The organism is Streptomyces sp. NEAU-W12, assembly GCF_026242095.1.
GTDB lineage: Bacteria > Actinomycetota > Actinomycetes > Streptomycetales > Streptomycetaceae > Streptomyces.
In genome coordinates this window covers 82,381-106,338 of record NZ_JAPJDM010000002.1, presented here as the reverse complement: position 1 = coordinate 106,338, position 23,958 = coordinate 82,381, and the positions used below count along the sequence as shown (strand labels likewise).

23 protein-coding genes and 1 riboswitch are annotated in these 23,958 nt (G+C 73.2%); of the genes, 10 read left to right on the top strand and 13 right to left on the bottom strand.

Going from position 1 to position 23,958, the window contains the following annotated elements; translation table 11 throughout:
- Positions 1-562 precede the first annotated feature (562 nt).
- Positions 563-2,110 (top strand): phytoene desaturase family protein, encoded by a 1,548-nt coding sequence (locus ORI94_RS02715; RefSeq protein WP_266072062.1) that lies wholly within the window; start codon positions 563-565, stop codon positions 2,108-2,110.
- Positions 2,111-2,134: 24 nt separating this feature from the next.
- Here the strand turns inward: ORI94_RS02715 and ORI94_RS02710 are convergent, their stop codons facing one another.
- The 6 genes from ORI94_RS02710 to ORI94_RS02685 all read right to left on the bottom strand — a co-directional run bounded on the left by ORI94_RS02710 (position 2,135) and on the right by ORI94_RS02685 (position 7,405).
- Positions 2,135-3,199, bottom strand: coding sequence for a hypothetical protein (locus ORI94_RS02710; RefSeq protein WP_266072061.1), 1,065 nt, complete (start codon positions 3,197-3,199; stop codon positions 2,135-2,137).
- A 56-nt stretch (positions 3,200-3,255) separates the two neighbouring features.
- Positions 3,256-4,179, bottom strand: a complete 924-nt coding sequence (gene metF, locus ORI94_RS02705) for a methylenetetrahydrofolate reductase [NAD(P)H] (RefSeq protein WP_266072060.1) — start codon at positions 4,177-4,179, stop codon at positions 3,256-3,258.
- A 91-nt stretch (positions 4,180-4,270) separates the two neighbouring features.
- On the bottom strand, positions 4,271-4,951 hold the full coding sequence (gene thiE / locus ORI94_RS02700) for a thiamine phosphate synthase (protein ID WP_266072059.1): 681 nt from the start codon (positions 4,949-4,951) through the stop codon (positions 4,271-4,273).
- A 342-nt stretch (positions 4,952-5,293) separates the two neighbouring features.
- Positions 5,294-5,659, bottom strand: coding sequence for an Rv2175c family DNA-binding protein (locus ORI94_RS02695; RefSeq protein ID WP_042165905.1), 366 nt, complete (start codon positions 5,657-5,659; stop codon positions 5,294-5,296).
- Positions 5,660-5,777: 118 nt separating this feature from the next.
- Positions 5,778-7,022: an NAD(P)/FAD-dependent oxidoreductase gene (locus ORI94_RS02690; RefSeq protein ID WP_266072058.1), complete on the bottom strand. Its 1,245-nt coding sequence runs from the start codon at positions 7,020-7,022 to the stop codon at positions 5,778-5,780.
- Positions 7,023-7,054: 32 nt separating this feature from the next.
- Positions 7,055-7,405: a hypothetical protein gene (locus ORI94_RS02685; RefSeq protein WP_266072057.1), complete on the bottom strand. Its 351-nt coding sequence runs from the start codon at positions 7,403-7,405 to the stop codon at positions 7,055-7,057.
- A gap of 59 nt (positions 7,406-7,464) precedes the next feature.
- A riboswitch (TPP riboswitch) is annotated at positions 7,465-7,576 on the top strand.
- Here ORI94_RS02685 and thiO point away from each other — a divergent pair.
- The 5 genes from thiO to ORI94_RS02660 all read left to right on the top strand — a co-directional run bounded on the left by thiO (position 7,574) and on the right by ORI94_RS02660 (position 12,903).
- A complete protein-coding gene (gene thiO / locus ORI94_RS02680) occupies positions 7,574-8,797 on the top strand; it encodes a glycine oxidase ThiO (RefSeq protein WP_266072056.1) in 1,224 nt (407 codons plus the stop codon). It overlaps the preceding riboswitch by 3 nt.
- A gap of 38 nt (positions 8,798-8,835) precedes the next feature.
- On the top strand, positions 8,836-9,036 hold the full coding sequence (thiS, locus tag ORI94_RS02675) for a sulfur carrier protein ThiS (protein ID WP_266072530.1): 201 nt from the start codon (positions 8,836-8,838) through the stop codon (positions 9,034-9,036).
- A gap of 2 nt (positions 9,037-9,038) precedes the next feature.
- On the top strand, positions 9,039-9,833 hold the full coding sequence (locus ORI94_RS02670) for a thiazole synthase (RefSeq protein ID WP_266072055.1): 795 nt from the start codon (positions 9,039-9,041) through the stop codon (positions 9,831-9,833).
- 212 nt (positions 9,834-10,045) lie between these two features.
- Positions 10,046-11,974: a Stk1 family PASTA domain-containing Ser/Thr kinase gene (gene pknB, locus ORI94_RS02665; protein WP_266072054.1), complete on the top strand. Its 1,929-nt coding sequence runs from the start codon at positions 10,046-10,048 to the stop codon at positions 11,972-11,974.
- Between the two features lie 50 nt (positions 11,975-12,024).
- Positions 12,025-12,903: a deoxyribonuclease IV gene (locus tag ORI94_RS02660; RefSeq protein WP_266072053.1), complete on the top strand. Its 879-nt coding sequence runs from the start codon at positions 12,025-12,027 to the stop codon at positions 12,901-12,903.
- Between the two features lie 58 nt (positions 12,904-12,961).
- On the opposite strand, the gene ORI94_RS02655 is transcribed toward ORI94_RS02660, so the two are convergent.
- Positions 12,962-13,609, bottom strand: coding sequence for a sulfite oxidase-like oxidoreductase (locus ORI94_RS02655; RefSeq protein WP_266072052.1), 648 nt, complete (start codon positions 13,607-13,609; stop codon positions 12,962-12,964).
- Positions 13,610-13,793: 184 nt separating this feature from the next.
- On the opposite strand from ORI94_RS02655, the gene bfr reads away from it, so the two are divergent.
- Positions 13,794-14,312, top strand: coding sequence for a bacterioferritin (gene bfr / locus ORI94_RS02650; protein ID WP_042165887.1), 519 nt, complete (start codon positions 13,794-13,796; stop codon positions 14,310-14,312).
- Between the two features lie 18 nt (positions 14,313-14,330).
- Here bfr and ORI94_RS02645 read toward each other — a convergent pair whose 3' ends face one another.
- Both ORI94_RS02645 and ORI94_RS02640 read right to left on the bottom strand, forming a co-directional pair.
- A complete protein-coding gene (locus tag ORI94_RS02645; protein ID WP_266072051.1) occupies positions 14,331-14,567 on the bottom strand; it encodes a (2Fe-2S)-binding protein in 237 nt (78 codons plus the stop codon).
- 151 nt (positions 14,568-14,718) lie between these two features.
- On the bottom strand, positions 14,719-16,071 hold the full coding sequence (locus ORI94_RS02640; protein ID WP_266072050.1) for a class II 3-deoxy-7-phosphoheptulonate synthase: 1,353 nt from the start codon (positions 16,069-16,071) through the stop codon (positions 14,719-14,721).
- Between the two features lie 328 nt (positions 16,072-16,399).
- On the opposite strand from ORI94_RS02640, the gene ORI94_RS02635 reads away from it, so the two are divergent.
- Positions 16,400-18,331 carry an anthranilate synthase family protein gene (locus tag ORI94_RS02635; protein ID WP_266072049.1) on the top strand — a complete coding sequence of 644 codons (1,932 nt, stop codon included), beginning with the start codon at positions 16,400-16,402 and terminating at the stop codon, positions 18,329-18,331.
- On the opposite strand, the gene ORI94_RS02630 is transcribed toward ORI94_RS02635, so the two are convergent.
- From ORI94_RS02630 to ORI94_RS02615, 4 genes are all read right to left on the bottom strand, one after another.
- Positions 18,283-19,278, bottom strand: coding sequence for a 2-hydroxyacid dehydrogenase (locus ORI94_RS02630; RefSeq protein WP_266072048.1), 996 nt, complete (start codon positions 19,276-19,278; stop codon positions 18,283-18,285). The two genes, ORI94_RS02635 and ORI94_RS02630, sit on opposite strands and share 49 nt — an antisense overlap.
- Positions 19,279-19,462: 184 nt before the next feature.
- Positions 19,463-20,182, bottom strand: a complete 720-nt coding sequence (locus ORI94_RS02625) for a response regulator (protein ID WP_266072047.1) — start codon at positions 20,180-20,182, stop codon at positions 19,463-19,465.
- Positions 20,179-21,429, bottom strand: coding sequence for a MacS family sensor histidine kinase (gene macS / locus ORI94_RS02620; protein WP_266072046.1), 1,251 nt, complete (start codon positions 21,427-21,429; stop codon positions 20,179-20,181). The genes ORI94_RS02625 and macS overlap by 4 nt, the downstream gene beginning before the upstream one ends.
- Before the next feature lie 44 nt (positions 21,430-21,473).
- The gene (locus tag ORI94_RS02615) at positions 21,474-22,277 is read right to left on the bottom strand and encodes a lysophospholipid acyltransferase family protein (RefSeq protein WP_266072528.1); all 804 of its coding nucleotides are present in this window, start codon (positions 22,275-22,277) and stop codon (positions 21,474-21,476) included.
- 205 nt (positions 22,278-22,482) lie between these two features.
- Here ORI94_RS02615 and ORI94_RS02610 point away from each other — a divergent pair, with 205 nt between their 5' ends.
- Together ORI94_RS02610 and ORI94_RS02605 are read left to right on the top strand one after the other, a co-directional pair.
- Complete coding sequence (locus ORI94_RS02610; RefSeq protein WP_266072045.1) at positions 22,483-23,280, top strand: alpha/beta hydrolase; 798 nt, start codon at positions 22,483-22,485, stop codon at positions 23,278-23,280.
- Complete coding sequence (locus tag ORI94_RS02605; protein ID WP_266072044.1) at positions 23,273-23,950, top strand: hypothetical protein; 678 nt, start codon at positions 23,273-23,275, stop codon at positions 23,948-23,950. Before ORI94_RS02610 ends, ORI94_RS02605 begins: the two co-directional genes overlap by 8 nt.
- The last annotated feature ends 8 nt before the right edge of the window (positions 23,951-23,958 follow it).

Below are 23,958 nucleotides of genomic sequence, written 5' to 3'. Positions count from 1 at the left end.
GGGGGGGGGGGGGGGGGCGGCGGGGGGGGCGGGGGGGGCCCCCCCCCCCCCCCCCCCCCCCCGGGCCCCCGGCGCCTTCCGTGCTCCCCCGTACGTCCCCCCGCACGCCCCCGTTGCGGTCGCCCCCGGGCTCCCCCGTGCCTCGCTCCCGCCGACGACGCCGGCGGAAGGAGCGGATCGCGGGCCCCGACCGTTCCGGCGCCCCGTGTCGCCGGCTCCGGAGCCGTGCCCCTCTCCGTGGTCCCCACTCTCTCGTTTCCGCAGGTCGTCGCCCATCCGTGCGCGTACTCATCTCGGGGACTGGGTACGGGTACTCAGTCCTGCTCACCTGCCCCCACAACGCCGTGCCGCCGGCTGCTCACCACGACGGCGAGCCGGCGCCCTCGCCGTCGACCGGGCCCGGCAGCTCGCCGCCCGCCGCTCCCTCCTGGCCGTGGCCGCGGGCCGCCGCGGCACCGCACTGACGGCGGGGTGGCGGCTGCAGGCCGGCGTTCGCGGGCCACCGGCCCCGCCCGGACGGCCCGGGAACGTCTGTCGGTGACCGGCGGGTAATGTCTCCGGCATGGCACGGATTGCGGTGGTCGGCGCCGGCCTGGGCGCGATGGCGGCCGCTGCCCGGCTGGCCGTCGCGGGCCACCGGGTGGCGGTGTACGAGCGGACGGACACGTACGGCGGCGCGCTGCGCCGGCTGGAGCGGGAGGGCTTCGTCTTCGACACCGGCCCCGGGCTGCTTCCGCTGCCCGCGGTCTACCGCGATCTGTTCCTGAAGACGGGCAAGGAACCGCTGGAGTCCTGCGTCGAGCTGGTCCAGGTCGACCCGTCGTCGGAGCACGTGTTCGCGGACGGCACGCGTCTCCCGCTGCCGAACGCGTCCCGCGCGGGTGTCGTCTCCGCCCTGGACGCGGCCCTCGGGCCTGCCGCCGCCAGGCGCTGGGGCGACTTCCTGGTGCGGGCCCGCGAGGCCTGGGACAGGACCCGCAGACCGCTCCTGGAGGAGCCGCTGTGGCCCAACTGGCAGGTGCTGGCCGACCGTGAGCCCTACCCGGCCGTCCCCCACAGGAAGCTGCTGCGCACGCGCACGGCGGGCACGCTCGCCGAGGTCGCCGCCTGGGAACTGCGCGATCCCCGGCTGGCCTCCCTGCTGGAGAGCCACGCGATCGAGCACGGTCTGGACCCCCGGTCCACACCGGCGAGCGCGGCGGTGCTGCCGTACATGGAGCACGCCTTCGGCACCTGGTACGTCCGCGGCGGCATGCGGGAGCTGGCCCGCGCGGTGTACGAGCGGTGCCTGGCCCGCGGGGTGGAGTTCCGTTTCGGCGCCGAGGTCACCGGGGTGCTGGAGAAGGACGGCCGGGCGGCGGGCGTGGAGTTCGCCGAGGACGTCTCCCGGGTCTCCGGCGCCACCGCCGGTGACGGCGGCCGGGGCGGGGCGGTGGCCGAGGCGGACCGTGTGATCGCCGGAGTGACCCCCGGCGTGCTGGACCGGCTGACGCGGGGGGCGCGGGTGCGGGGTGACGGGGAGGTTCCGGGCCGCTCCGGAGCGGCGAGCCGTCTGACGGTGCTGCTGGCGCTGCGCGGCGGACGTCCCGAGGGGACGGCGCACCGGACGGTCGTGCACACCCTGGACCGGGGGTCCGAGCTGGCGTCCCTGTTCGGCTCCCCCGCGGGCCTGCCCGCGCACCCCACGGTCACGGTCCTGCGGCCCGACGACCCCGCCCTGGTCCCCGACGCGGACCACGAGGCGGTCACCCTCACCTCCGCGGTGCCCGCGGGATCCGCGGGACCGGCGCTGGACGAGCACGCGCGGAACATGATCGCCGCCGCCGAGCGGGCCGTACCCGGCCTGCGTGACCGTCTCCTGTACAGCGAGGTCCGCACCCCGGACGACGTCGCGCGGACGACCGGCGCGGAGGGCGGAGCGGTACCGGTCCCGGCGCTGGCCGCGGCGGGCGGGCGCCTGCTGCACCCGTCCAACAGCACCGGCGTACCGGGGCTGCTGACGGTGGGCGGCTGGTCGCACCCCGGCGGGGGCCTCCCGCACGCCGGGATGTCGGGCGCGCTGGTCGCGGGACTGATCGTGGAGGGACCGGAGTTCCGCGGATCCCAGTGAGCGGCCACGACGGGCCGGGCCGGGTCAGTAGCGGTACTGCTGCTCGTCGTACCCGCTGTCGTTCCCGTTGCCGGGGGTCTGGTCCTGCCGGCCGTTGTCCTGGTACGGGTACGGCTGTTCCGGCGGGAGTTCACCGCCGTACAGGTCGTCGGTGCTGCGCTGCTGCGGGACCCACAGGCCGCCCGCCGGGGTTTCGCCGCCGTAGTCGCCGCCGTACTGGTCCTGGCCGCCGTAGCCCTGCTGGCCGTACTGCTGCTGCGGGTCGGCGTATCCGGTGTCGTACGAGGTCCCCTCGTAGGTCGGATTGCCGATGTACGGGTCGGAGTAGGCGGCGTACTGCTGCTGGCCCGTGTCGTAGGCCTGCTGCCGGCCGTAACCGGAGTAGTCGTACGCGTGGTTCTGGCCGGTGTCGTAGCCCTGGTCGGCGCTCTGCGCGGTGGCCCCGTACGAATCCTGGGCGCTCGCCGCGTACGGGTCGTCCTGGGCCGGGGTGCCGTACCCGTTGTCGTGGTAGACGCCGTACGAGCCGGTGTCGTCGGGCATGGGCTGCGGCTCGTGGACGGCGGTGGTCCCGGCGGCCGCCTGCTGCTCGCCGCGCACGGGCGTGAACACGTCGTCGCGGTCGTAGTCGTCGTCGGCTCCGTAGGAGTCCCGGTCGCGGCGCCGGCCGGCGTCCTCGTACCCGTCGCCGGCGGCCTCGTCCCCGTACCCGTCGCCGGCGGCCTCGTCCCCGTACCCGTCGCCGGCGGCCTCCGGGCCGGCGGCCTCCGGTGCCTCATCCTGGTGCCCGCGGTCGCCGCGGTCGCCGCGGCCCCCCTTGACGGCGGACAGCAGCGGGGCGTTGACCGCCCAGCCTTCCGCGAAGCCGCGGCGGAACGACAGCGTGACGTAGGTCTGGCCGACCGCGAAGGCGATCGCGCCCAGCCCGATGACGGGAACGGACGGGATCAGCACGCCGAGCACGACGCCCAGGAAGCCCGCGAAGGCGAGCAGCCGCCAGCGCAGACGTGCCTTGTACTGCAGCAGCACCTCGCCGAGCAGCCACAACGCGACGACGCCGAACGCGATGTAGAGGACCGTCCAGCCCATGTACGCCCCTCTCCCAGTGGCCGCTACGCAGTGTGTCGTATGTCGGAGCGACCGGTCTAGGCCCGCAGTGGGTGGTGCAGGCCCAGGTTCTCGTAGATTTCCAGCGTCGCCGTGGAGTTGTTGAGCGTGATGAAGTGCAGTCCGGGCACTCCCTCGGCCAGCAGCCGTGCGCAGAACTCCGTGGCGAACTCGATACCGATGGAGCGTACCGCCGCCGGATCGTCCGCCGCTGTGAGGATCCGCTCTTTCAGGGCATCCGGGAACGACGCGTTACTGAGCTTCGGCAACCTCTCCAACATCTTCACACTGGTCACCGGCATGACCTCGGGGATCACCGGTGTCCCGCAACCCGCCGCGTCGACCCGGTCACGCAGACGCAGGTAGGACTCGGGGTGGAAGAACATCTGGGTGATCGCGTAGTCGGCGCCGGCCCGGCACTTGTCGACGAAGTTCGCGACGTCCGCGTCCCAGTCGGACGACCTCGGGTGCATCTCCGGGAAGGCGGCGACACCGACGCAGAAGTCGCCCGACTCCTTGATGAGCCGGACGAGGTCGGCGGCGTAGGTCAGACCCTGCGGGTGCGGGATCCAGTCGGCCATCGGGTCGCCGGGCGGGTCGCCCCGCACGGCGAGCATGTTGCGGATCCCGGCGTCGGCGTACTGGCCGATGATGTTGCGCAGTTCGGCGACGGAGTGGTCGACCGCGGTGAGGTGGGCCACCGGGGTGAGGGTGGTGTCGGCGACGATCTGCTCGGTCTCGTGGACCGTGCCCGCGCGGGTCGACCCTCCGGCCCCGTAGGTGACGGAGACGAAGTCCGGGGCGACCGCCTCGACCCTGCGCAGCGCGCTCCAGAGGTTCCGCTGGCCCTTGGGCGTCTTGGGCGCCGAGAACTCGAACGAGTACGTCGTCTTCCCGGCAGCGAGCATGTCACGCACGGTGCGCGCGTGATCAGTCCTGACGGATGGGGTTCCGAGGGCCATACCGGCAGGTTAGCCAGGGGGCGCCGGTCCCCCAACAGAACGTGGGGTATTTGCCGGAATTGCCGACTTGTTGTCCACCCCTTGGACACCGTCAGGGGCGGATGCCCGATGCCGCCTGCCGCGTCCGCCTCGCGAACTCGGCCGCCGCCGCGCCCGGGTCGTCCGCCTCGGTGATGGCCCGTACGACGACGACCCGGCGGGCGCCGGCGTCCAGCACCTGGTCGAGGTTGCCGAGGTCGATGCCGCCGATGGCGAACCAGGGGCGGTCGGTGCCGAGGGCGGCCGCGTACCGGACCAGGCCGAGGCCGGGTGCGTGCCGGCCGGGCTTGGTGGGGGTGGGCCAGCAGGGGCCGGTGCAGAAGTAGTCCACGCCGTCCTGCACGGCGGCCGCGGCGGCCTCGGACTCGGCGTGCGTGGAGCGGCCGATCAGGATGTCCTCGCCGAGGACGGCCCGGGCCGCGGGGACGGGGAGGTCGCCCTGCCCGAGGTGCAGCACGTCGGCACCGGCGGCGTGGGCGACGTCCGCGCGGTCGTTCACCGCGAGCAGCTTGCCGTGCCGTGCGCAGGCGTCCGCGAGGACCGCCAGGTGCTCCAGTTCCTCGGCGGCCTCCATGCCCTTGTCCCTGAGCTGGACGATGTCGACGCCGCCGGCCAGGACCGCGTCCAGGAACTCCGGAAGGTCGCCCTGCCGCTTGCGGGCGTCGGTGCAGAGGTAGACCAGGGAGTCGGCGAGGCGGGCGCGCGGGGCGGTGCCTGCGGCGGTGTCGGGCATGCGGGAGTCCCCCGTGTGTCGGTGGCGGCCGGGCCCGGCCGGCGCGGGGCGGACCCGGGTGGGTCGTCGGCGGATGCCGCCGGCCCACCCGGGGCCGGCGGAGCACGCGCCGCAACGGACCCTATGCCGCCGCCCCGGCGACCGGGAGACCCGGCCGCGCCCAGGCCCCGTCCGGCGCCGCTGCCGCGCCGCCCGTCCCGGCGCCCCGGGCGAGCGGCGCCGGGTGGCGGTCGGGGCGGTGGCGGTTCGCGTCCGGCCACGGGCACGGGTGCGGGCACAGGCCGGGTACGCGCACCGCTGTGCGTACCGGCGCACGTGCGGGTCCCACGTCCCGCCCCGGGGTCAGACGGCGAGCGCCTGGGCCCGGCGCTTCACCTCCGTGCCACGGTTCTCGCTCAGCGCCTGCGCGGGCGTGCCCGGCAGGCTCTCGTCGGGGGTGAAGAGCCAGTCCAGCATCTCTTCGTCCGTGAAGCCGTCGTCCCGCAGGAGCGTCAGGGTCCCGGAGAGGCCCTTGACGACCTTGTCCCCGTCGATGAAGGCCGCGGGGACGTGCAGTGCGCGGTTCTCACCTCGGCGTACGGCGATGAGCTGGCCGTCCTTGACCAGCTGCCGGACGCGCGTCACCTCGACGCCGAACATCTCGGCGATGTCGGGCAGGGTGAGCCAGGCGGGGACGAGAGCATCGGTCTTTGCGTCAATCTCGGTCACGGGACAAGCGTGCCACCTGCCACCGACAGCCGGAAGCCGGACCCCTCCACCTGGGCGGATGTTTCAGCCCGGGCGGACGTCCGGGCGCCGGGACACGAGGGCACCGGGGACCCGGCGCTCACGCCGCCCTCGCCGACTTCAGCGGCCTCGTCGGGTCGGCCAGCAGCGTCCCGTCCACCGCCGTGCCCGCCTCGATCAGCCGGCGCCCCTGGGCCAGGTCGCGGGGGCGGCCCACGGCCAGCAGCGCGACCAGCCGGGACCCGCGGAGCCAGCAGACCGTCCACGCCGGGCCGTCCGCCTCCCCGCGCCAGACCGTCCGGTCGGCGTCCGCGTGGTGTCCGGCGTACTGGACGAAGCGTCCGAACTGCTCGGACCAGAAGTACGGCACCGGGTCGTACACCGCCGGGGGCTCACCGGTGGCCGCCCCCACGATGTTCGCCGCGACCGTGCGCGGGCCCTGCAGGGCGTTGTCCCAGTGGTGCACCAGCAGGCGTTCGCCGTACCGCTTCGAGGGGAAGGACGCGCAGTCGCCGACCGCGTACACGTCCGGTACGGAGGTCGTCAGGCGGGCGTCGGCGGCCACCTCGCCGTACTGGCCCAGCCCGATGCCGGAGCCGGCCAGCCAGGCGGTGGCGGGGCGGGCGCCGATCCCGACGAGGACGGCGTCCGCGGGCAGCCGTGAGCCGTCGTCCAGCACCACCGCGCCCGGCTCGACGCGCTCCACGCGCGCGTGCGTGCGCAGCTCCACTCCCGCGTCGTCGTACCAGGCTGTCATCGGGGCGGCCACCTCGGCGGGCAGCGCCTCGGCCAGCGGGCGGCCGGCGGCCTCCACGACGGTGACCGCGCAGCCCGCCTCGCGCGCCGCCGTGGCGAACTCCGCGCCGATCCAGCCGGCGCCGACGACCACGACGTCCTGCCGGCGCGCGAGCACGGGCCGCAGCCGTTCGGCGTCGTCCAGGGTGCGCAGCAGGTGGACGCCGGGGACACCTCCGGCGCCCGGCAGCCGGACCGGTTCGGCGCCGGTCGCGACGACCAGGACGTCGTAGGGGACCGGCCCGGCCTCCGTGTCCAGCTCGTGGTCGGCGGGGCGCAGCCCGAACACCTCGCAGCCGAGCCGCAGTTCGATGCCGAGTGCCTCGAAGTCCACGTCGAGGGCGGAGTCCTCCGCCGTGCCGAGCAGGACGGCCTTGGACAACGGCGGCCTGTCGTACGGCTGGTGGGGCTCGGCGCCGATGAGGGTCACGGTGCCGGCGAAGCCCTGCTCGCGGAGGGCGACGGCGGTCTGCACGCCGGCCATCCCGGCTCCCGCCACCACCACGCGCCGCGGCCCCGTCGGCCCCCGTTCCTGTGTCTGCTCGCTCACCTGATCACCATAGACACCTGCCCTGCGGCCGGTCAGGCCCCGGGGGTCGCGAGCTGCTCCACCACGCTGGTACCGCTGCCCGGCTGCGACTCCCACTCCCAGGTCTCCTCCAGCCGCACCCGCCCGTCGGGCAGTTCCACGACCGTCGACGCGCAGTGTCCGCTCGAGGTGGTGCCGTCCTGTTTGAGCTGCACGTACCGGAAGTCCAGCCGGTCCCCCTCCCTGGTGCCCACCAGGTGTCCGCGGACGACGTCACCGCCCGCGTACTCGGCCCAGACCAGACCGCCCTGCTCGTGGTAGACGAACCGGGTGCGGGTACCGACCTGTCCCGGCGCCTGGTCGGCGACCGGGGAGAGGACCAGGCCGTCGAGCGAACCGGCCATGCGGGGGCTCCTTGCACGTTCGTTGTTCCGGCATTGCTCCGGGGCTAGGCTGGTCACCGTAGAACACGCGCGGGAGTCCGGACGCACCGGGCTGAGAGGGAGGCTGGCGGCCTCCGACCGTATGAACCTGATCCGGGTCATGCCGGCGAAGGGAGGGGCTGGACGCCCATGCCGCCCACACGCACCTCGGGCACCCGGGGCACCCCGGACGCCTCGGGCACCCCGCACACCCCGGGACGTTCTCCGGACGTCCTCGTCGTCGGGGGCGGGATCATCGGTCTGGTCACGGCCTGGCGGGCCGCGCAGCGCGGGCTGGCCACGACCGTGCTGGACCCCGAGCCGGGCGCCGGCGCCGCCCGGGTGGCCGCCGGGATGCTGGCCGCCGTCACGGAACTGCACTACGGCGAGCAGACCCTGCTCGGTCTGAATCTCGCCTCCGCGCGCCGCTACCCCGACTTCGCCGCCGAGCTCACCGAGACCACCGGCCACGACCTCGGCTACCGCCGCTGCGGCACCCTCGCGGTCGCGCTGGACGCCGACGACCGCGCGCATCTGCGCGAACTGCACGCCCTGCAGCAGCAGTCGGGACTCGACGCACAGTGGCTGTCCGGGCGGGACTGCCGTCGCCTGGAACCGATGCTCGCACCGGGGGTGCGCGGTGGGCTGCGGGTGGACGGCGACCACCAGATCGACCCCCGGCGCCTGGCGGCCGCGCTGGTGACGGCCTGCGAGCGGGCGGGCGTGGTCCTGCACCGCGCGTGGGCGAAGCGGCTCACCGTCACCGGGGAGCGGGCCACGGGCGTGGTCACCGCCGACGGCACCGGGCTGGGCGCCGGCCAGGTGGTGCTCGCCGGGGGCAGCCTGAGCGGGCGGCTGGCGGGGATCCCGCCGGAGGCAGTGCCTCCGGTGCGTCCCGTGAAGGGGCAGGTGGTCCGGCTGGCGATGCCCGACCGGTTCGGCCCGTTCCTGAACCGGACGGTGCGCGCGGTGGTGCGCGGCAGCCACGTGTATCTGGTGCCGCGCGAGAGCGGCGAACTGGTGATCGGGGCGACCAGCGAGGAACAGGGCTGGGACACGACCGTCACCGCGGGCGGGGTGTACGAACTGCTGCGCGACGCCCACGAACTCGTCCCCGGGATCACCGAACTGCCGCTCACCGAGACCCGGGCCGGGCTGCGCCCCGGCTCACCCGACAACGCGCCGCTGCTCGGTCCGTCCGCGCTGGCGGGGCTGGTGCTCGCGACCGGGCACCACCGCAACGGCGTGCTGCTCACGCCGGTCACCGGCGACGCCCTGGCCGAGGTCCTGACCACCGGTGAACTCCCGGCGGAGGCACGCCCCTTCACTCCCCGGCGGTTCACCGTCACCGCACTCACGGAGCAGCCCGCATGAACGATCCGGCGAAGGCCGCGGCCGGCCGAACCGACACCGTGTCCGTCTCCGTCAACGGGGAGCCGCGCGAGGTGGCTCCGGGTACGGCGCTCGACGCACTGGTCGCCGCCCTGACCTCGGCTCCCTCCGGGGTGGCCGCCGCCCTCAACGAGACCGTCGTCCCGCGCGCGCAGTGGCCGCTCACGTCCCTCTCCGAGGGGGACCGGGTGGAAGTCCTGACCGCCGTCCAAGGAGGCTGACCATGGCCGACGATCCGTTCGTTCTCGGCGGTACGTCCTTCACGTCCCGGCTGATCATGGGGACCGGCGGGGCGCCCAGCCTCGAGGTGCTGGAGCGGGCGCTGGTGGCGTCCGGGACGGAGCTGACGACCGTCGCGATGCGGCGGGTGAACGCCTCGGTGCACGGCTCGGTCCTGTCGGTGCTGGACAGGCTGGGCATCCGGGTGCTGCCGAACACGGCGGGCTGCTACACCGCCGGTGAAGCGGTGCTCACCGCGCGCCTCGCGCGGGAGGCGCTCGGCACCGATCTGGTCAAACTGGAGGTCATCGCCGACGAGCGCACCCTCCTGCCGGACCCGATCGAGCTGCTGGAGGCGGCGGAGACCCTGGTCGACGACGGGTTCACGGTGCTGCCGTACACCAATGACGATCCGGTGCTGGCACGGAAACTGGAGGACGTCGGCTGTGCGGCGGTCATGCCGCTCGGGTCGCCGATCGGGTCGGGACTCGGCATCCGCAACCCGCACAACTTCGAGCTGATCACGCAGCACGCGCGCGTGCCGGTGATCCTGGACGCGGGCGCCGGTACGGCCTCGGACGCGGCGCTGGCGATGGAGCTGGGGTGCGCGGGGGTGATGCTCGCCTCGGCGGTGACGCGGGCGCAGGAGCCGGTGCTGATGGCGGCCGCCATGCGGGGCGCGGTCGAGGCGGGGCGGCTGGCGCGGCGGGCGGGGCGGATTCCGCGGCGGCACTTCGCCGAGGCGTCGTCTCCTGCGGAGGGCCTCGCCGTGCTGGACCCGGAGCGGCCGGCGTTCTGAGCGTCCTCCCGCCCGTGCGCACCCGTTTCCGGTCGGTCGCGAGGTGCGCGTTCCCCGGGGGAGTCGCCGCCGGCCCCCGCCCCGCGGTCCGGGCCGGGCACGCGTCCGTCCCGGGCCGTGTGCGTGGGGCGCGTCACAGGTCCGCTGCAGTCGCGGTGCGATCCGCGACGAAGCGGTGGGGGGTGTCGGCGGCGGCTCGTAGACTCACCTGCGTGGACACGACCCTTCAGGACCCTCTGGTCGGGCAGGTGCTCGACGGCCGGTACCGCGTCGAGGCGCGTATCGCGGTCGGCGGGATGGCCACGGTCTACCGGGCCGTGGACACCCGTCTCGACCGTGTGCTCGCGCTCAAGGTGATGCACCCGGCGCTCGCCGCCGACGGCTCCTTCGTCGACCGGTTCATCCGCGAGGCGAAGTCGGTGGCCCGTCTGGCCCATCCGAACGTGGTGCAGGTCTTCGACCAGGGCACCGACCGGGGGTACGTGTATCTGGCGATGGAGTACATCGCCGGCTGCACCCTGCGGGACGTGCTGCGCGAGCGCGGGGCGCTGCAGCCGCGGGCCGCGCTGGACATCCTGGAGCCGATGCTGGCCGCGCTCGGCGCCGCCCACCGTGCCGGTTTCGTGCACCGGGACATGAAGCCGGAGAACGTGCTGATAGGGGACGACGGCCGGGTCAAGGTCGCCGACTTCGGCCTGGTCCGGGGCGTGGACACGGTGACCAACACCACCGGAACCGTGCTGGGCACGGTCTCGTACCTGGCGCCGGAGCAGATCGAGAGCGGTGCCGCCGATCCCCGCGTGGACGTCTACGCGTGCGGCATCCTGCTCTACGAGATGCTCACGGGTGAGCGGCCGCACGAGGGGGACTCCCCCGCGATCGTGCTCTACAAGCATCTGCACGAGGACGTGCCGCCGCCGTCGGCCGCCGTGCCCGGCATGGCGTACGCGCTGGACGAGCTGGTCGCGTCGGCGACCGCGCGCAATCCACAGGTCCGCCCGTACGACGCGGTGGCGCTGCTCGCGCAGGTCCGCGAGGCCCGCGGCGGCCTCGACGCGGCGCAGCTGGACGCGACTCCGCCGCAGGCGCTGTCGTCGGAGCACCACAACGCCGAGGACCGTACGAGCGTCATCCCGCGCGCGCTGACGGTGCCCCGCCCGCTGCCCGTCAACGAGGACACGGACCACCGCACCAGCCGGCTCCGGTCCCCGGCGCCGCTGCCGCCCCGGCGCGGTCCCGGGCTGCGCGCTCCGGCGCTGCGGCGCGGCCCGATGGCGGTCGTCGTCGTGGTGCTGCTGGTCCTCGGGGCCGGAGCGGGCGTCTGGTACATCAACTCGGGCCAGTTCACCAAGGTCCCGCCGCTGCTGGCGAAGACCGAGAAGCAGGCCCGGGACCGGCTGGCCCGGGCCGGACTGGACGTCGGGCAGGTCGGGGAGGCGTACAGCGACTCCGTGCAGCGGGGCACGGTGATCCGTACGGACCCGAAGGCGGGCGAGCGCATCCGCACCACCGACTCGGTCTCGCTGACCCTCTCCAAGGGGCCGGAGACCGTGCGGGTGCCCGATGTGGACGGCGTCGCGCTGGACGAGGCGCGGTCCGCGCTCAAGGACGTGGGCCTGGAGCCCGGCATGGCCACCCGGGAGTTCAGCGAGGACGTGGCCAAGGGCTCGGTGATCTCCACCGGGCCGGCCGGGGGCACCGAGGTCCGTGCGGGCTCGGCGGTGTCACTCACCGTGAGCAAGGGCAACCCGGTGGACATCCCCGAGGTGACCGGCGAGGACCTCCAGGACGCGCGCGCCGAGCTGGAGGAGGCCGGCCTCGAGGTGGAGATCGCCACCGGGCGGATCACCTCCGAACACGACGCGGGCCGGGTGGCCCGGCAGAGTCCGGAGGCGGGCGGCGAGGCCGTCGAGGGGGACACCGTGACACTGACGCTGTCCGAGGGACCCGAGATGATCGAGGTTCCCGACGTGGTCGGTGACGGCGTGGACGAGGCCACCAGGAGGCTGGAGGCGGCCGGGTTCCGGGTCGAGGAGGACCGCGGACTGCTCGGCCTGTTCGGCGACACCGTCGACGAGCAGTCCGTGGCGGGCGGGGAGACCGCGCCCGAGGGTTCGACGATCACCCTCAAGATCCGCTGACCCGCTGGTCCGCCGGCGGGCCCCGGGCACACGCATGACACCCTGGACGGGTGAAGAGTCACCTGTCCGGCCCTGCCCGCAACCCGGTCGGCGGCCATGTCCCCGTGGCCGGCGGTCTGCACTCCGTCGGTCTGTCCTACGCCCGTGAGCTGCGCGCGGAGGCCGTGCAGGTCTTCGTCGCCAACCCGCGCGGCTGGGCGACGCCGACCGGCAGCCCGAAGCAGGACGAGGCCTTCCGCGAGACGTGCGCGGCCGAGGCGATCCCGGTGTACGTGCACGCCCCGTACCTGATCAACTTCGGGTCCCACACCCGGGCGACCGCCGAACGGTCCGCCGAGTCGCTGCGGCACTCGCTGCGGCGCGGGCGCGAGATCGGGGCGCTGGGCGTGGTGGTCCACACCGGCAGCGCGACCGGCGGACGCGAGCGGTCGGTGGCGCTGGCACAGGTACGGGAGTACCTGCTGCCGCTGCTCGACGAGCTCACCCATGACGACGACCCGTTCCTGCTGCTGGAGTCGACGGCCGGCCAGGGCTCCTCCCTCTGCTCGCGGACCTGGGACTTCGGACCGTACTTCGAGGTGCTGGACGCCCATCCGAGACTGGGCGTCTGCCTGGACACCTGCCACGTCTTCGCGGCCGGTCACGATCTGACCGGGCCGGACGGCATGCACCGGACCCTGGATCTGCTGGTGGACACGGTCGGTGAGGGGCGGCTGAAACTGATCCACGCCAATGACTCGATGGACGTGGCCGGCGCCCACAGGGACCGTCACGCGAACATCGGCGACGGCCGTATCGGCGAGGAGCCGTTCCGCGCGCTGATGACGCACCCCGCGACCGAGGGCGTACCGCTGGTCATCGAGACGCCCGGCGGCAAGGAGGGCCACGCCGCGGACATGGAGCGGCTGAAGAAGCTCCGGGAGCCGTAGTCCCACCCGGTCCGCCCGTTGTGCGCCCGCGGTCCTGGCGGACGTACGCCGGACCGGCTCAGAGTTCGGGGCCGTCCCCGGGCTCCTCCTGGTACGAGTAGCGCTGTTCCTTCCAGGGGTCGCCGACGTTGTGGTAGCCGCGTTCCTCCCAGAAACCGCGGCGGTCGTCGGTCATGTACTCCACTCCGCGGACCCATTTGGGCCCCTTCCAGGCGTACAGGTGGGGAACGACCAGACGGAGCGGAAATCCGTGCTCGGCGGTCAGCAGTTCGCCGTCCTTGTGGGTGGCGAAGAGGGTCCGTTCGGACGAGAAGTCCGCCAGGCGCAGGTTGGAGCTGAATCCGTACTCGGCCCACACCATCACATGGGTGACGTCGGGCGCGGGCGGGGCGAGCTCCAGGAGGGTGCGCGCCGGGATGCCGCCCCATTCGGCGCCGAGCATGCTGAACTTGGTGACGCAGTGCAGGTCGGCCACGACGCTGCGGTACGGCAGGGCCGTGAACTCCTCGTGGTTCCAGCAGTACTTGTCGCCCTCGGCGGTGGCGCCGAACACCCTGAAGTCCCAGCGCTCGGACCGGAACCTGGGCACCGGCCCGTAGTGCGTGACCGGCCAGCCCTTCTGCAGGCGCTGTCCCGGCGGAAGCTCGAACCGTGCCCCTTCCCGCGCCGGGCGCTCCTCCGATTCGCGTTCCGCCGGCTGACCCATGCTTCCATCCTGACAGACCTCGCGTGACGCATCGGACCGGGGCCCCACGAAGACGGACAATCGGCATCAAAAACCCGCAAGCATGCCCTTACTTACTAAGTCAATGCTTACTGGACGATTTTCTCCACCGGTGGAATCATGCGGCGCACCTGGCCCGTACATCCGCGTGGAAGGAGCTTCTGCGATGCAGGGCGACCCCGAGGTCATCGAATTCCTCAACGAGCAGCTGACCGCCGAGCTGACCGCGATCAACCAGTACTTCCTGCACTCGAAGCTGCAGGACCACAAGGGCTGGACCAGACTCGCCGAGTACACGCGCGCCGAGTCCTTCGACGAGATGCGGCACGCGGAGGTCCTCACCGACCGCATCCTGCTGCTCGACGGCCTGCCCAACTACCAGCGGCTCTTCCACGTGCGGGTCGGGCAGACGGTGACGGAGATGTTCCAGGCCGACCGGGAGGTCGAGGTCGAGGCCATCGACCGCCTGCGCCGGGGCGTGGAGGTCATGCGCCGCAAGAACGACATCACGTCCGCCAACATCTTCGAGGCGATCCTCGCCGACGAGGAGCACCACATCGACTACCTGGACACCCAGCTGGAACTCATCGAGAAGCTGGGTGAGGCCCTGTACCTGTCGACGGTGATCGAGCAGTCCCAGCCGGACCCCTCGGGCCCGGGGACGGGCGGGTTCTCGACCCGCTGAGCCGACGGCCGACGGGCCTTACGCGGCTTCGGGCAGCTCTGTGGCGAGGGGCGGCCGGCCCTGGTCGGCCACCTGCCGGCGAGGGCAGGCGCCGCGGCCGAGCAGCGCCTGGATGCGCCGCACACAGCCGCCGCAGTCGGTGCCGGCCTTGCAGGCGGAGGCGATCTGCCGAGGCGTGCAGGCCCCGGCGTCCGCGTGACTCCTCACCTGTTCCTCGGTCACCCCGAAGCAGCTGCAGACGAACACGCGGTTCACCTCCCGACGTAGTACTGGGCCGTGCCGTCCCGACCCCTGATCGGTGAGGCTAACCTAACCTTACCTGTCGCCCGGAGGGCAGAAAAGCGGGGTGGGGTGCGGATCCTGTGTGATCCGCGCCCCACCCCAGCCGTTTCGCGGGTGAGCGGTGTTACTGGTCCCGGTACATCTCGGCGACGAGGAACGCCAGGTCCAGCGACTGGCTGCGGTTGAGCCGCGGGTCGCAGGCGGTCTCGTAGCGCTGGTGCAGATCGTCGACGAAGATCTCGTCGCCGCCGCCCACGCACTCGGTGACGTCGTCGCCGGTGAGTTCCACGTGGATGCCGCCGGGGTGGGTGCCCAGCTCCTTGTGGACCTCGAAGAAGCCCTTCACCTCGTCGAGCACGTCGTCGAAGCGGCGGGTCTTGTGGCCGGAGGCCGCCTCGAAGGTGTTGCCGTGCATCGGGTCGGTCACCCAGGCGACGGTGGCGCCGGAGGCGGTGACCTTCTCGACCAGCTCGGGCAGCTTGTCGCGGATCTTGTCCGCGCCCATGCGGACGATGAAGGTCAGCCGGCCGGGCTCGCGGTCCGGGTCGAGACGCTCGATGTACTGCAGCGCCTCCTCGGCCGTCGTCGTCGGGCCGAGCTTGACGCCGACGGGGTTGCGGATCCGCGAGGCGAACTCGATGTGCGCGTGGTCCAGCTGCCGGGTGCGCTCGCCGATCCACACCATGTGCGCGGAGACGTCGTACAGCTGCCCGGTGCGCGAGTCGACACGGGTCAGCGCCGACTCGTAGTCCATCAGCAGCGCCTCGTGCGAGGAGAAGAACTCGACGGTCTTGAACTCCTCCGGCTCGACCCCGCAGGCCTGCATGAAGTTCAGCGCGTTGTCGATCTCGCGGGCGAGCTGCTCGTAGCGCTGGCCCGAGGGGGACGACTTCACGAAGTCCTGGTTCCAGGCGTGCACCTGGCGCAGGTCGGCGTAACCGCCGGTGGTGAAGGCGCGCACCAGGTTCAGCGTGGACGCCGAGGCATGGTACATCCGCTTCAGCCGCTCGGGGTCCGGGACGCGGGCGGCCTCGGTGAAGTCGAAGCCGTTGACGGAGTCGCCCCGGTAGGTGGGCAGCGTCACGCCGTCGCGGGTCTCGGTCGACTTGGAGCGCGGCTTGGAGTACTGGCCGGCGATCCGGCCCACCTTCACCACGGGCACGGACGCGGCGTACGTCAGTACGGCGCCCATCTGGAGCAGGGTCTGGAGTTTGGCCCGGATGTGCTCGGCGGACACCGCGTCGAAGGACTCGGCGCAGTCGCCGCCCTGGAGGAGGAACGCCTCTCCCTTGGCGACGGCCGCCATCCGGGCGCGCAGCTGGTCGCACTCGCCCGCGAAGACGAGCGGCGGATACGACTCGAGGTCCGCGATCACTGCGCGCAGAGCCTCGGTGTCGGGGTACTCGGGCTGCTGCGCCGCGGGCAGGTCTCGCCAGGTGTTGCCAGCGCTCGGGCTGGTCTTAGCGTTCACGGTCACGCCTCAACATTACGGGGTGGGATGGTGCCTTCCGGGCCACGCCCAGCAAGTGAGACGGGGGATACGTTCCGTGGACGGGCGGCGCACCCGCCGGGGCCGGGCACCGAGCATGCGCTAGGGTGCGTCCCATGTTCGCGCTTTCGGCCCGGAACGGTTCGGCTCAGAACCCTTCCGCACTGAACTGGTGGTGGCCCGCTCCTCCGGCGGCCCACTGACCTTGTAGCGCGTACGCAAGACTTCGCGAAGGCCGCCCGAGGGGCGGCCTTCGGCGTTCGCGGACAGCGCGGCGCCCGCGGGCCGGCCCTCCCGTACCGAGGGACCACGACCGATGGACCGATCGACGAACCGCCCGGTGAACCTGCTCGACCTGCTGGACGACTCCCGTCCGTTCGCCCTGCTGCGCCGCCGCACACCGGGCCGCGACGACACCGTGGTGGAGCTGCTGCTCGGCCCCGTCACCTCCCGTGACCGCCTGGCGGACCTGCCCGACGAAGGGCTGGCGCTCATCCCCTTCCGGCAGATCCGGGAGCGTGGTTTCGACGTGCGCGACGACGGCACCCCGCTGCTGGTGCTGACCCCCGAGGAGCGCCACGAGCTCCCGCTCGCCGAGGCCCTGGCACAGTTGCCCACGCACGACGTGCGGGTGGAGGGCGGCGGCTTCGACGTCGGCGACGAGGAGTACGCCGGGATCGTCGGGCGGGTGCTGCGGGAGGAGATCGGGCGGGGCGAGGGCGCCAACTTCGTGATCCGGCGGACGTACGAGGGGGAGATCCCCGGGTTCGGGCGGGCCGACGCGCTGGCGCTGTTCCGGCGGCTGCTGGCGGGCGAGCGGGGCGCGTACTGGACGTTCGTGGTGCACACCGGACAGGCGGCGGGAGGCCGGACGCTGGTCGGGGCGAGCCCCGAGGTGCATGTGCGCGCGTCCGGCGGGACGGTCGTGATGAACCCGATCAGCGGCACCTACCGCTACCCGGCCGGCGGGCCGGCCCTGGGGCATCTGCTGGAGTTCCTCGCCGACGGCAAGGAGATCGAGGAGCTGTCGATGGTCGTCGACGAGGAACTCAAGATGATGTGCACCGTCGGCGACGGGGGCGGGGTCGTGGTCGGACCCCGGCTGAAGGAGATGGCGCACCTCGCGCACACCGAGTACGAACTGCGCGGCCGGTCCTCGCTGGATGTGCGGGAGGTGCTGAAGGAGACCATGTTCGCCGCGACCGTCACGGGGTCGCCGGTGCAGAACGCCTGCCGGGTGATCGAGCGGTACGAGCCCCTCGGGCAAGACGGCGCCGGACGCGGTTACTACGCGGGTGCGCTGGCGCTGCTCGGCCGGGACGCGGGCGGGGCCCAGACCCTCGACTCCCCCATCCTCATCCGCACCGCCGACATCGACGCGGCCGGGCGGCTGCGGGTACCGGTCGGCGCCACGCTGGTGCGGGGCTCGGACCCGGCGGGCGAGGTCGCCGAGACCCACGCGAAGGCGGCCGGGGTACTGGCCGCGCTGGGGGTGCGTCCCGGGCGCCCGCGCGAGGAGTCCGTACGGCCGCGGCTGGCGGACGACCCCCGGGTGCGGGCGGCGCTGGACGGGCGGCGGGCCTCGCTGGCCCCGTTCTGGCTGCGGATGCGGGAGCCGTCGGCCGCGCTGGAGGGGCATGCCCTGGTCGTCGACGGGGAGGACACCTTCACGGCGATGCTCGCGCATGTGCTGCGCTCGTCGGGGCTCGCGGTCACCGTCCGGCGGTACGACGAACCGGGGCTGCGGGAGACGGTGTTCGGGCACGAGGGGCCCGTGGTGCTGGGTCCCGGCCCCGGTGACCCGTCCGACACGGCGGACCCGAGGATGCGGTTCCTGCGCGGCCTGACCGCCGCGGTGCTCGGGGACGAGCGGCACGGCGTCCTCGGTGTCTGCCTCGGCCACGAGCTGATCGCGGCCGAGCTGGGCCTGGGGACCGTCCGCAAGGAGGTGCCGTACCAGGGGGCGCAGACGGAGATCGACCTGTTCGGGCGGCCGGAGACGGTCGGCTTCTACAACAGCTTCGTCGCGCGCTGCGACGACGGGAGGGCGGCGGAGCTGGCGGCGCACGGCGTCGAGGTGAGCCGCGCGGCGGACGGGGAGGTGCACGCGCTGCGCGGACCCCGGTTCGCGTCACTGCAGTTCCACCCCGAGTCGGTGCTCACCCTGAACGGCGCGGCGATCGTCGCCGAGCTGATGGGTCAGCTGCGCGGGACCAGGACGTTCTCCGAGCGGCGGCCCTCGGTGTAGTCGAGGACGTTGCGCAGCGTGGTGTCGATGATCTGGCCGACGGCGTCCACGGTGTAGTACGCCTGGTGGGACGTGACCAGCACGTTCGGGAAGGTGACGAGGCGGGCCAGGGTGTCGTCCTCGATGGCCTCCAGGGACTTGTCGAGGAAGAACAGGCCCGCCTCCGCCTCGTAGACGTCCAGTCCGACCCCGGTGAAGCGGCCCGCCCGCAGTTCGGCGACGAGGGCGGCGGTGTCGACGAGTCCGCCGCGGCTGGAGTTCACCAGGATGGCGTCGTCCCGCATCGTCCGCAGGGCGGCCCCGTCGATCAGGCGGAGGGTCTCCGGCAACAGCGGAACGTGCAGGCTGACCAGGTCGGACTCGGCGAGCAGCTGGTCCTTGGGGACGTAGGTCATGCCGAGGTCCCGGCAGGCGGGGTTCTCGGCGACGTCCCAGCCGAGCAGCCGCATGCCGAAGCCGTGGGCGATCCGGGCGAAGGCCTCGCCGATCTTGCCGGTGCCGATGACGCCGGCGGTGCGGCCGTGCATGTCCCGGCCCATCAGCCCGTCGAGCCGGAAGTCGAAGTCGCGGGTGCGGGTGGAGGCGCGGACGATACGCCGGTTGACGGCCATGGCGAGGGCCCAGGCGAACTCGGCGACCGAGTGGGGCGAGTAGTACGACACCCGGGCGACCGTCAGGCCGAGCCGTTCGGCCGTCTCCAGGTCGACGTTGTTGAAGCCGGTGGACCGCTGGGCGATCATCCGGGTGCCGCCGGCCGCCAGGCTCTCCAGGACACCTGCGCCGAGGTCGCAGTTGACGCTGGTGGAGATCACCTCGTGGCCCGCCGCGATGGGCGCGGTGTCCTCGTTGAGGAAGACGTGCAGGCCGCGCACCTCGTGGTGCCCTTGGAAGGCCCGCTCGATCAGGGGCTTCTCGTCGGCCTGCACACCGAACGCGAGGATCTCCACAGGGTCCCTCCGGGGGTCTTGCCCGAAACACTTCCGTACGCGACGGCTGCCGCACGCGCGAATATACGGGGCCGGGCACGGACGGGCACGGGCCGGACGGGGCAGCAGCGGCGCGTTTCGGCCCCGGGCACCGGCTCTGGCGGAGAGGGGCCGCCGCTGGACGGTTCGGGGTGCCCGGCCGGTGCTACGCGTCGTCGAGGCCGCGTTCGATGGCGTAGCGGACGAGTTCCACCCGGTTGTGCAGCTGGAGCTTGCCGAGCGTGTTCTGGACGTGGTTCTGCACCGTGCGGTGGGAGATGACGAGCCGTTCGGCGATCTGCTTGTAGCTGAGGCCCTTGGCGACCAGGCGCAGCACCTCGGTCTCCCGGTCGGTCAGCCGGGGCGCCCCGGACGCGCCGCTCTCCGGGACGGGTGCCGGGGCGGAGGCCAGCCTGCGGTACTCGCCGAGGACCAGCCCGGCCAGGCCCGGGGTGAACACCGGGTCGCCGACGGCCGTACGGCGCACCGCGTCCTGCAGGTCCTCGGTGGAGGCGGACTTCAGCAGATAGCCGGTGGCCCCGGACTTCACCGCCTCCAGGACGTCGGCGTGTTCGCCGCTCGCCGAGAGCACCAGCACCCGCAGCGCCGGGTTGTCGGCGACGACCTCCTTGCAGACCTGGACGCCGGGCTTGCCGGGCAGGTTCAGGTCGAGGACGAGGACGTCGGGGGCGGCGGCCCTGGCGCGGCGCACGGCCTGGTCGCCGTCGCCCGCGGTGGCGACCACCTCGAAGCCGGACTCGGACAGGTCCCGGGCGACGGCGTCGCGCCACATGGGGTGGTCGTCGACCACCATGACCCTCACCGGGCCCTGCCCTCCTCCGGGCTCCCCGCCTGCCGTCGCTCCACCCGCGGTGTCCGTCGTCATCGCTGCTCCGCCTTCCCCCGTGCGTCCCGTTCGCCGTCGCTGTCCTTCGGTACCTTCAGCTCGACCTCCGTGCCCTGGCCGGGCACCGAGACCAGTTCCGCGCTGCCGCCGAGGTCGCTCAGCCGCCCCCGGATCGACAGGGCCACCCCGAGCCGTCCCTCGCCCTCGGCCTGGGCGAGCCGGCCCTCGGGGATGCCGGGCCCGTCGTCGCGGACGGTGACGATCACCTCGTCCGGTTCGTCCTCCACCAGGATCCAGGCGCGCGCGTTCGGCCCCGCGTGTCTGCGTACGTTGTCCAGGGCGGCCCCGACGGCGGCGGTGAGTTCCCGCGCGGCGGCCGGGGCGAGCGGCACCGGCGCCCCGGGTTCGGCGAGGCCGACCAGGGCGCCGGCGTACGGGGCGAGCAGGGCACGCAGGTCGACGGGGTCGCCGCCGGGGTCGTCCTGGTCGTCCCGCACCTGGTCCGCGGCCCGTGCCGCCGCTCCCCCTGCCGCGTCCCGCGGCGCCCTGGGGACGGGGACCAGGCCGCCGGAGACCAGGGTGCGCAGCGCCACCTCCTGCTCGCCGGCCATCCGGCCCAGCTCGGCCGCCTCGCCGCCGATCACCGCGCCGCGCCGCTGCACCATCGCGAGCACCTGGAGCACGCCGTCGTGGATGTCCCGCGCGAGCCGCTCCCGCTCCCTGGTCGCGGCCTCGATCTCCAGGGCGCGGGCGAGGGTGCGCTCGGAGGCGCGGGCGACCTCGACGACGTAGCCGATGGCGATGGACGCGACCCAGACGAGGACCACGTTGTGCACGGTGTCGCGGGCGGGGCCGCCGCGTTCGATCAGGTTGGCGGCGGCGACCAGGGTGGAGGCGAGGGCGGCCCAGCGCCAGCCGCCCTTGATGGCGAAGGCGAGCACCGCGCCCGCGGTCCATATCGACGGCATGGTCGGACCGCCGGCCGCGATCCGCTCCGGGTCGTCGGCGAGGGGGGTGAGCAGGATGCCGGTGAGCGCGACGGTCAGGTCGGCGGCGAGGAAGCGTTTGGTGCAGCCCTCGGCGTTCGCGACCCGGGGCAGGGTGGCCGGCGTCCACACGGCCAGCAGGGCGAAGTAGGCGACGGCGAGCCAGGGACGCTCGAAGTGCTCGTAGGCGGTGGCGAACAGGCCGACCGCGTACACCATGGCGAGGACCCGGTACCCGGCGAGCGCGCGCCACAGCGGCTGCTCGACCGACATCCTCATGACTCTCTCCTGCCTGGGCATGTCGTCCCCCGTCTTCGCCCCGGGCCCGCCCCCGTCCACACGCCCTAGGGGTCGGACCGCCGCCGCCCGGCAGCCGGTTCCCGCCGTGCTTCCTTCTCCGCCTTCTCGGCGCGGGCGAGTTCGGCCTTCGCGGCCTTCTCCGCGTCCCTCCCGGTCTTCGCGGCCTTCGCTGCCTTCGCGGCCTCCGCGAGCTGCCGCTTCATGGCGGTCGCGTACATGTCCACGTACTCCTGGCCGGAGAGCTTCATGATCTCGTACATGACCTCGTCGGTCAGCGCGCGGAGGACGAAACGGTCGTGTTCCATGCCCTCGTAGCGGCTGAACTCCAGCGGCTTGCCGATGCGTATACCGGGCCGGACCAGTTTCGGGACGACCTTCCCCGGCGGCTGGACCTTCTCCGTGTCGATCATGGCGACCGGGATCACGGGCGCGCCGCTGGCGAGCGCCACGCGTGCGAGGCCGCCCGGCTTGCCGCGGTAGAGACGGCCGTCGGGCGAGCGCGTGCCCTCGGGGTAGAGGCCGAACAGCTCGCCGCGTTCGAGGACCTGCATGCCGCTCCTGATCGCCGCCTCACCGGCTCCGCGCGCGCCGGAGCGGTCCACCGGGAGCTGGCCCGCGCCCCTGAAGAAGGCGGCCGTCAGCCGGCCCTTCACTCCCGGTGTGGTGAAGTACTCGGCCTTGGCTATGAAGGTGATCTTGCGGTCGAGGACGGCCGGCAGGAAGAAGGAGTCGGAGAACGACAGGTGGTTGCTGGCCAGGATGGCGGGGCCTTCCGCGGGGACGTGCTCCAGGCCCTCCACCCAGGGTCTGAAGGCAAGCTTCAGCGACCCTCCGACGGTGACCTTCATCGCGCCGTACAACAACCGAGTGCCTTCCTGTGCGTGTGGCACAGACCCTAACCCGGAGCACCGTCAATGGCTCCGACGGCCCTGGTCGGTGTCAGTACGGTCGCGTACGGTGAAGGTCCTGCAACCCGTGTGCGGCCCGTGGACTTCCTCCACCCTTTCCACGACGTCCACGCCCTTGACGACTCTTACGACCGGGAGGCCGAAAGTGCCGCTCCTGACCGGAGCCGAGCCGTATCGCCATGAGGGCGGGGAGGCCGCTGTCCTCCTCTGCCACGGCTTCACCGGTTCGCCTCAGTCGCTGCGCCCGTGGGCGGAGCATTTCGCCGCGCGCGGCCTGACCGTCTCGCTGCCGCTGCTCCCGGGGCACGGCACCCGCTGGGAGGACATGCGTGCCACCGGCTGGCAGGACTGGTACGCGGAGGTGGACCGCGAGCTGCGACTGCTGCGGGACCGCTGCTCGCGCGTGTTCGTGGCCGGTCTGTCCATGGGCGGTGCGCTGGCCCTGCGTCTGGCCGCGCGGCACGGCGACGCGGTGAGCGGGGTCATGGTCGTCAACCCGGCGAACCGGGTGCACGGTGTGGTCGCGCACGCCCTCCCGGTGCTCCGTCATCTCGTTCCGGCGGCGAAGGGCATCGCGAGCGACATCGCCAAGCCGTCGGTCGAGGAGTTGGCCTACGACCGGGTGCCGCTGCACGCGGCCCACTCCCTGCGCACCTTCCTGCGCATGCTCGACGGCGAGCTTCCCCAGGTCACCCAGCCGCTGCTGCTGCTGCGCAGTCCGCGGGACCACGTGGTGCCGCCCGCCGACTCGGCCCGGATCCTCGGCCGCGTCTCGTCGCTCGACGTCACGGAGGTCCTGCTGGAACAGAGCTACCACGTGGCGACGTTGGACTACGACGCGGAGCGGATCTTCCAGGAGAGCACCGCGTTCATCGGCCGGCTCGCACCCGGCGCCGTCAAGGAGCCCGGTCTCGGCAAGGAAGGGACGACCACAGGTGGCTGAGCACGACTCGGACCGCGAGGACCGCGAAAGGCGTGAGGACCAGGAGGGGCGCGAGGCGAGCGAGGCACGTGCGGGCCAGGGGCGTGACGGCAGCAGCCCGGCCCGTCGGGACCAGGGCGCTCCCTTCGACGAGGACGCCGCGTGGGAGGCGATCGTCGCCGGGTACGGTGACGAGCCGCCGGACCCGGCGGGTGCCAAGCCGTTCAAGTCGGTCGAGGATCTGGCGCTGCTGGAGTCCGACACCAACACCGACACCCGTACCGGGGCCGCCGACGACGGGGCACCGGCCGAGGCGCCGACGCGGGCCGGGGACGAGCCGGCCAAGCCGCTGGGCGGTTCGGTCGCCTTCGCCCCGGGCGTGGGCGGTCCGCGCGACTACAGCGTGTCCGAGCCGTCGGAGGAGGACGCCGACGACGGCGACGAGGGCCACTTCGTCCCGCCGGAGCCCCCGCCGCTGCCCGAGGCCGACGTGACGTCCAGGTTCGCGTGGCTGGGAGTGCTGGGCGGCCCGGTGCTGCTCCTGCTGGCGATCCTGCTCGGCTGGGAGATGACCTGGTGGCTGACCACGCTCTGCATCGGCGGTTTCCTGGGCGGTTTCGCCACGCTGGTGATGCGGATGCGCACCGGCGACGAGGAGGACGACGATCCGGGCCGGGGTGCGGTGGTCTGAGACCGGGC

Bases quoted from the DNA above. Each gene is read 5' to 3' on its own strand.
- ORI94_RS02670 (WP_266072055.1), top strand. From the start codon at position 9,039: ATGGCCGACGATCCGTTCGTTCTCGGCGGTACGTCCTTCACGTCCCGG.
- metF (WP_266072060.1), bottom strand. From the start codon at position 4,179: ATGGCCCTCGGAACCCCATCCGTCAGGACTGATCACGCGCGCACCGTG.
- ORI94_RS02685 (WP_266072057.1), bottom strand. From the start codon at position 7,405: ATGGCCGGTTCGCTCGACGGCCTGGTCCTCTCCCCGGTCGCCGACCAG.
- ORI94_RS02710 (WP_266072061.1), bottom strand. From the start codon at position 3,199: ATGGGCTGGACGGTCCTCTACATCGCGTTCGGCGTCGTCGCGTTGTGG.
- ORI94_RS02625 (WP_266072047.1), bottom strand. From the start codon at position 20,182: ATGACGACGGACACCGCGGGTGGAGCGACGGCAGGCGGGGAGCCCGGA.
- thiO (WP_266072056.1), top strand. From the start codon at position 7,574: ATGCCGCCCACACGCACCTCGGGCACCCGGGGCACCCCGGACGCCTCG.
- ORI94_RS02655 (WP_266072052.1), bottom strand. From the start codon at position 13,609: ATGGGTCAGCCGGCGGAACGCGAATCGGAGGAGCGCCCGGCGCGGGAA.
- thiE (WP_266072059.1), bottom strand. From the start codon at position 4,951: ATGCCCGACACCGCCGCAGGCACCGCCCCGCGCGCCCGCCTCGCCGAC.
- ORI94_RS02615 (WP_266072528.1), bottom strand. From the start codon at position 22,277: ATGAAGGTCACCGTCGGAGGGTCGCTGAAGCTTGCCTTCAGACCCTGG.
- ORI94_RS02715 (WP_266072062.1), top strand. From the start codon at position 563: ATGGCACGGATTGCGGTGGTCGGCGCCGGCCTGGGCGCGATGGCGGCC.
- ORI94_RS02635 (WP_266072049.1), top strand. From the start codon at position 16,400: ATGGACCGATCGACGAACCGCCCGGTGAACCTGCTCGACCTGCTGGAC.
- macS (WP_266072046.1), bottom strand. From the start codon at position 21,429: ATGCCCAGGCAGGAGAGAGTCATGAGGATGTCGGTCGAGCAGCCGCTG.
- bfr (WP_042165887.1), top strand. From the start codon at position 13,794: ATGCAGGGCGACCCCGAGGTCATCGAATTCCTCAACGAGCAGCTGACC.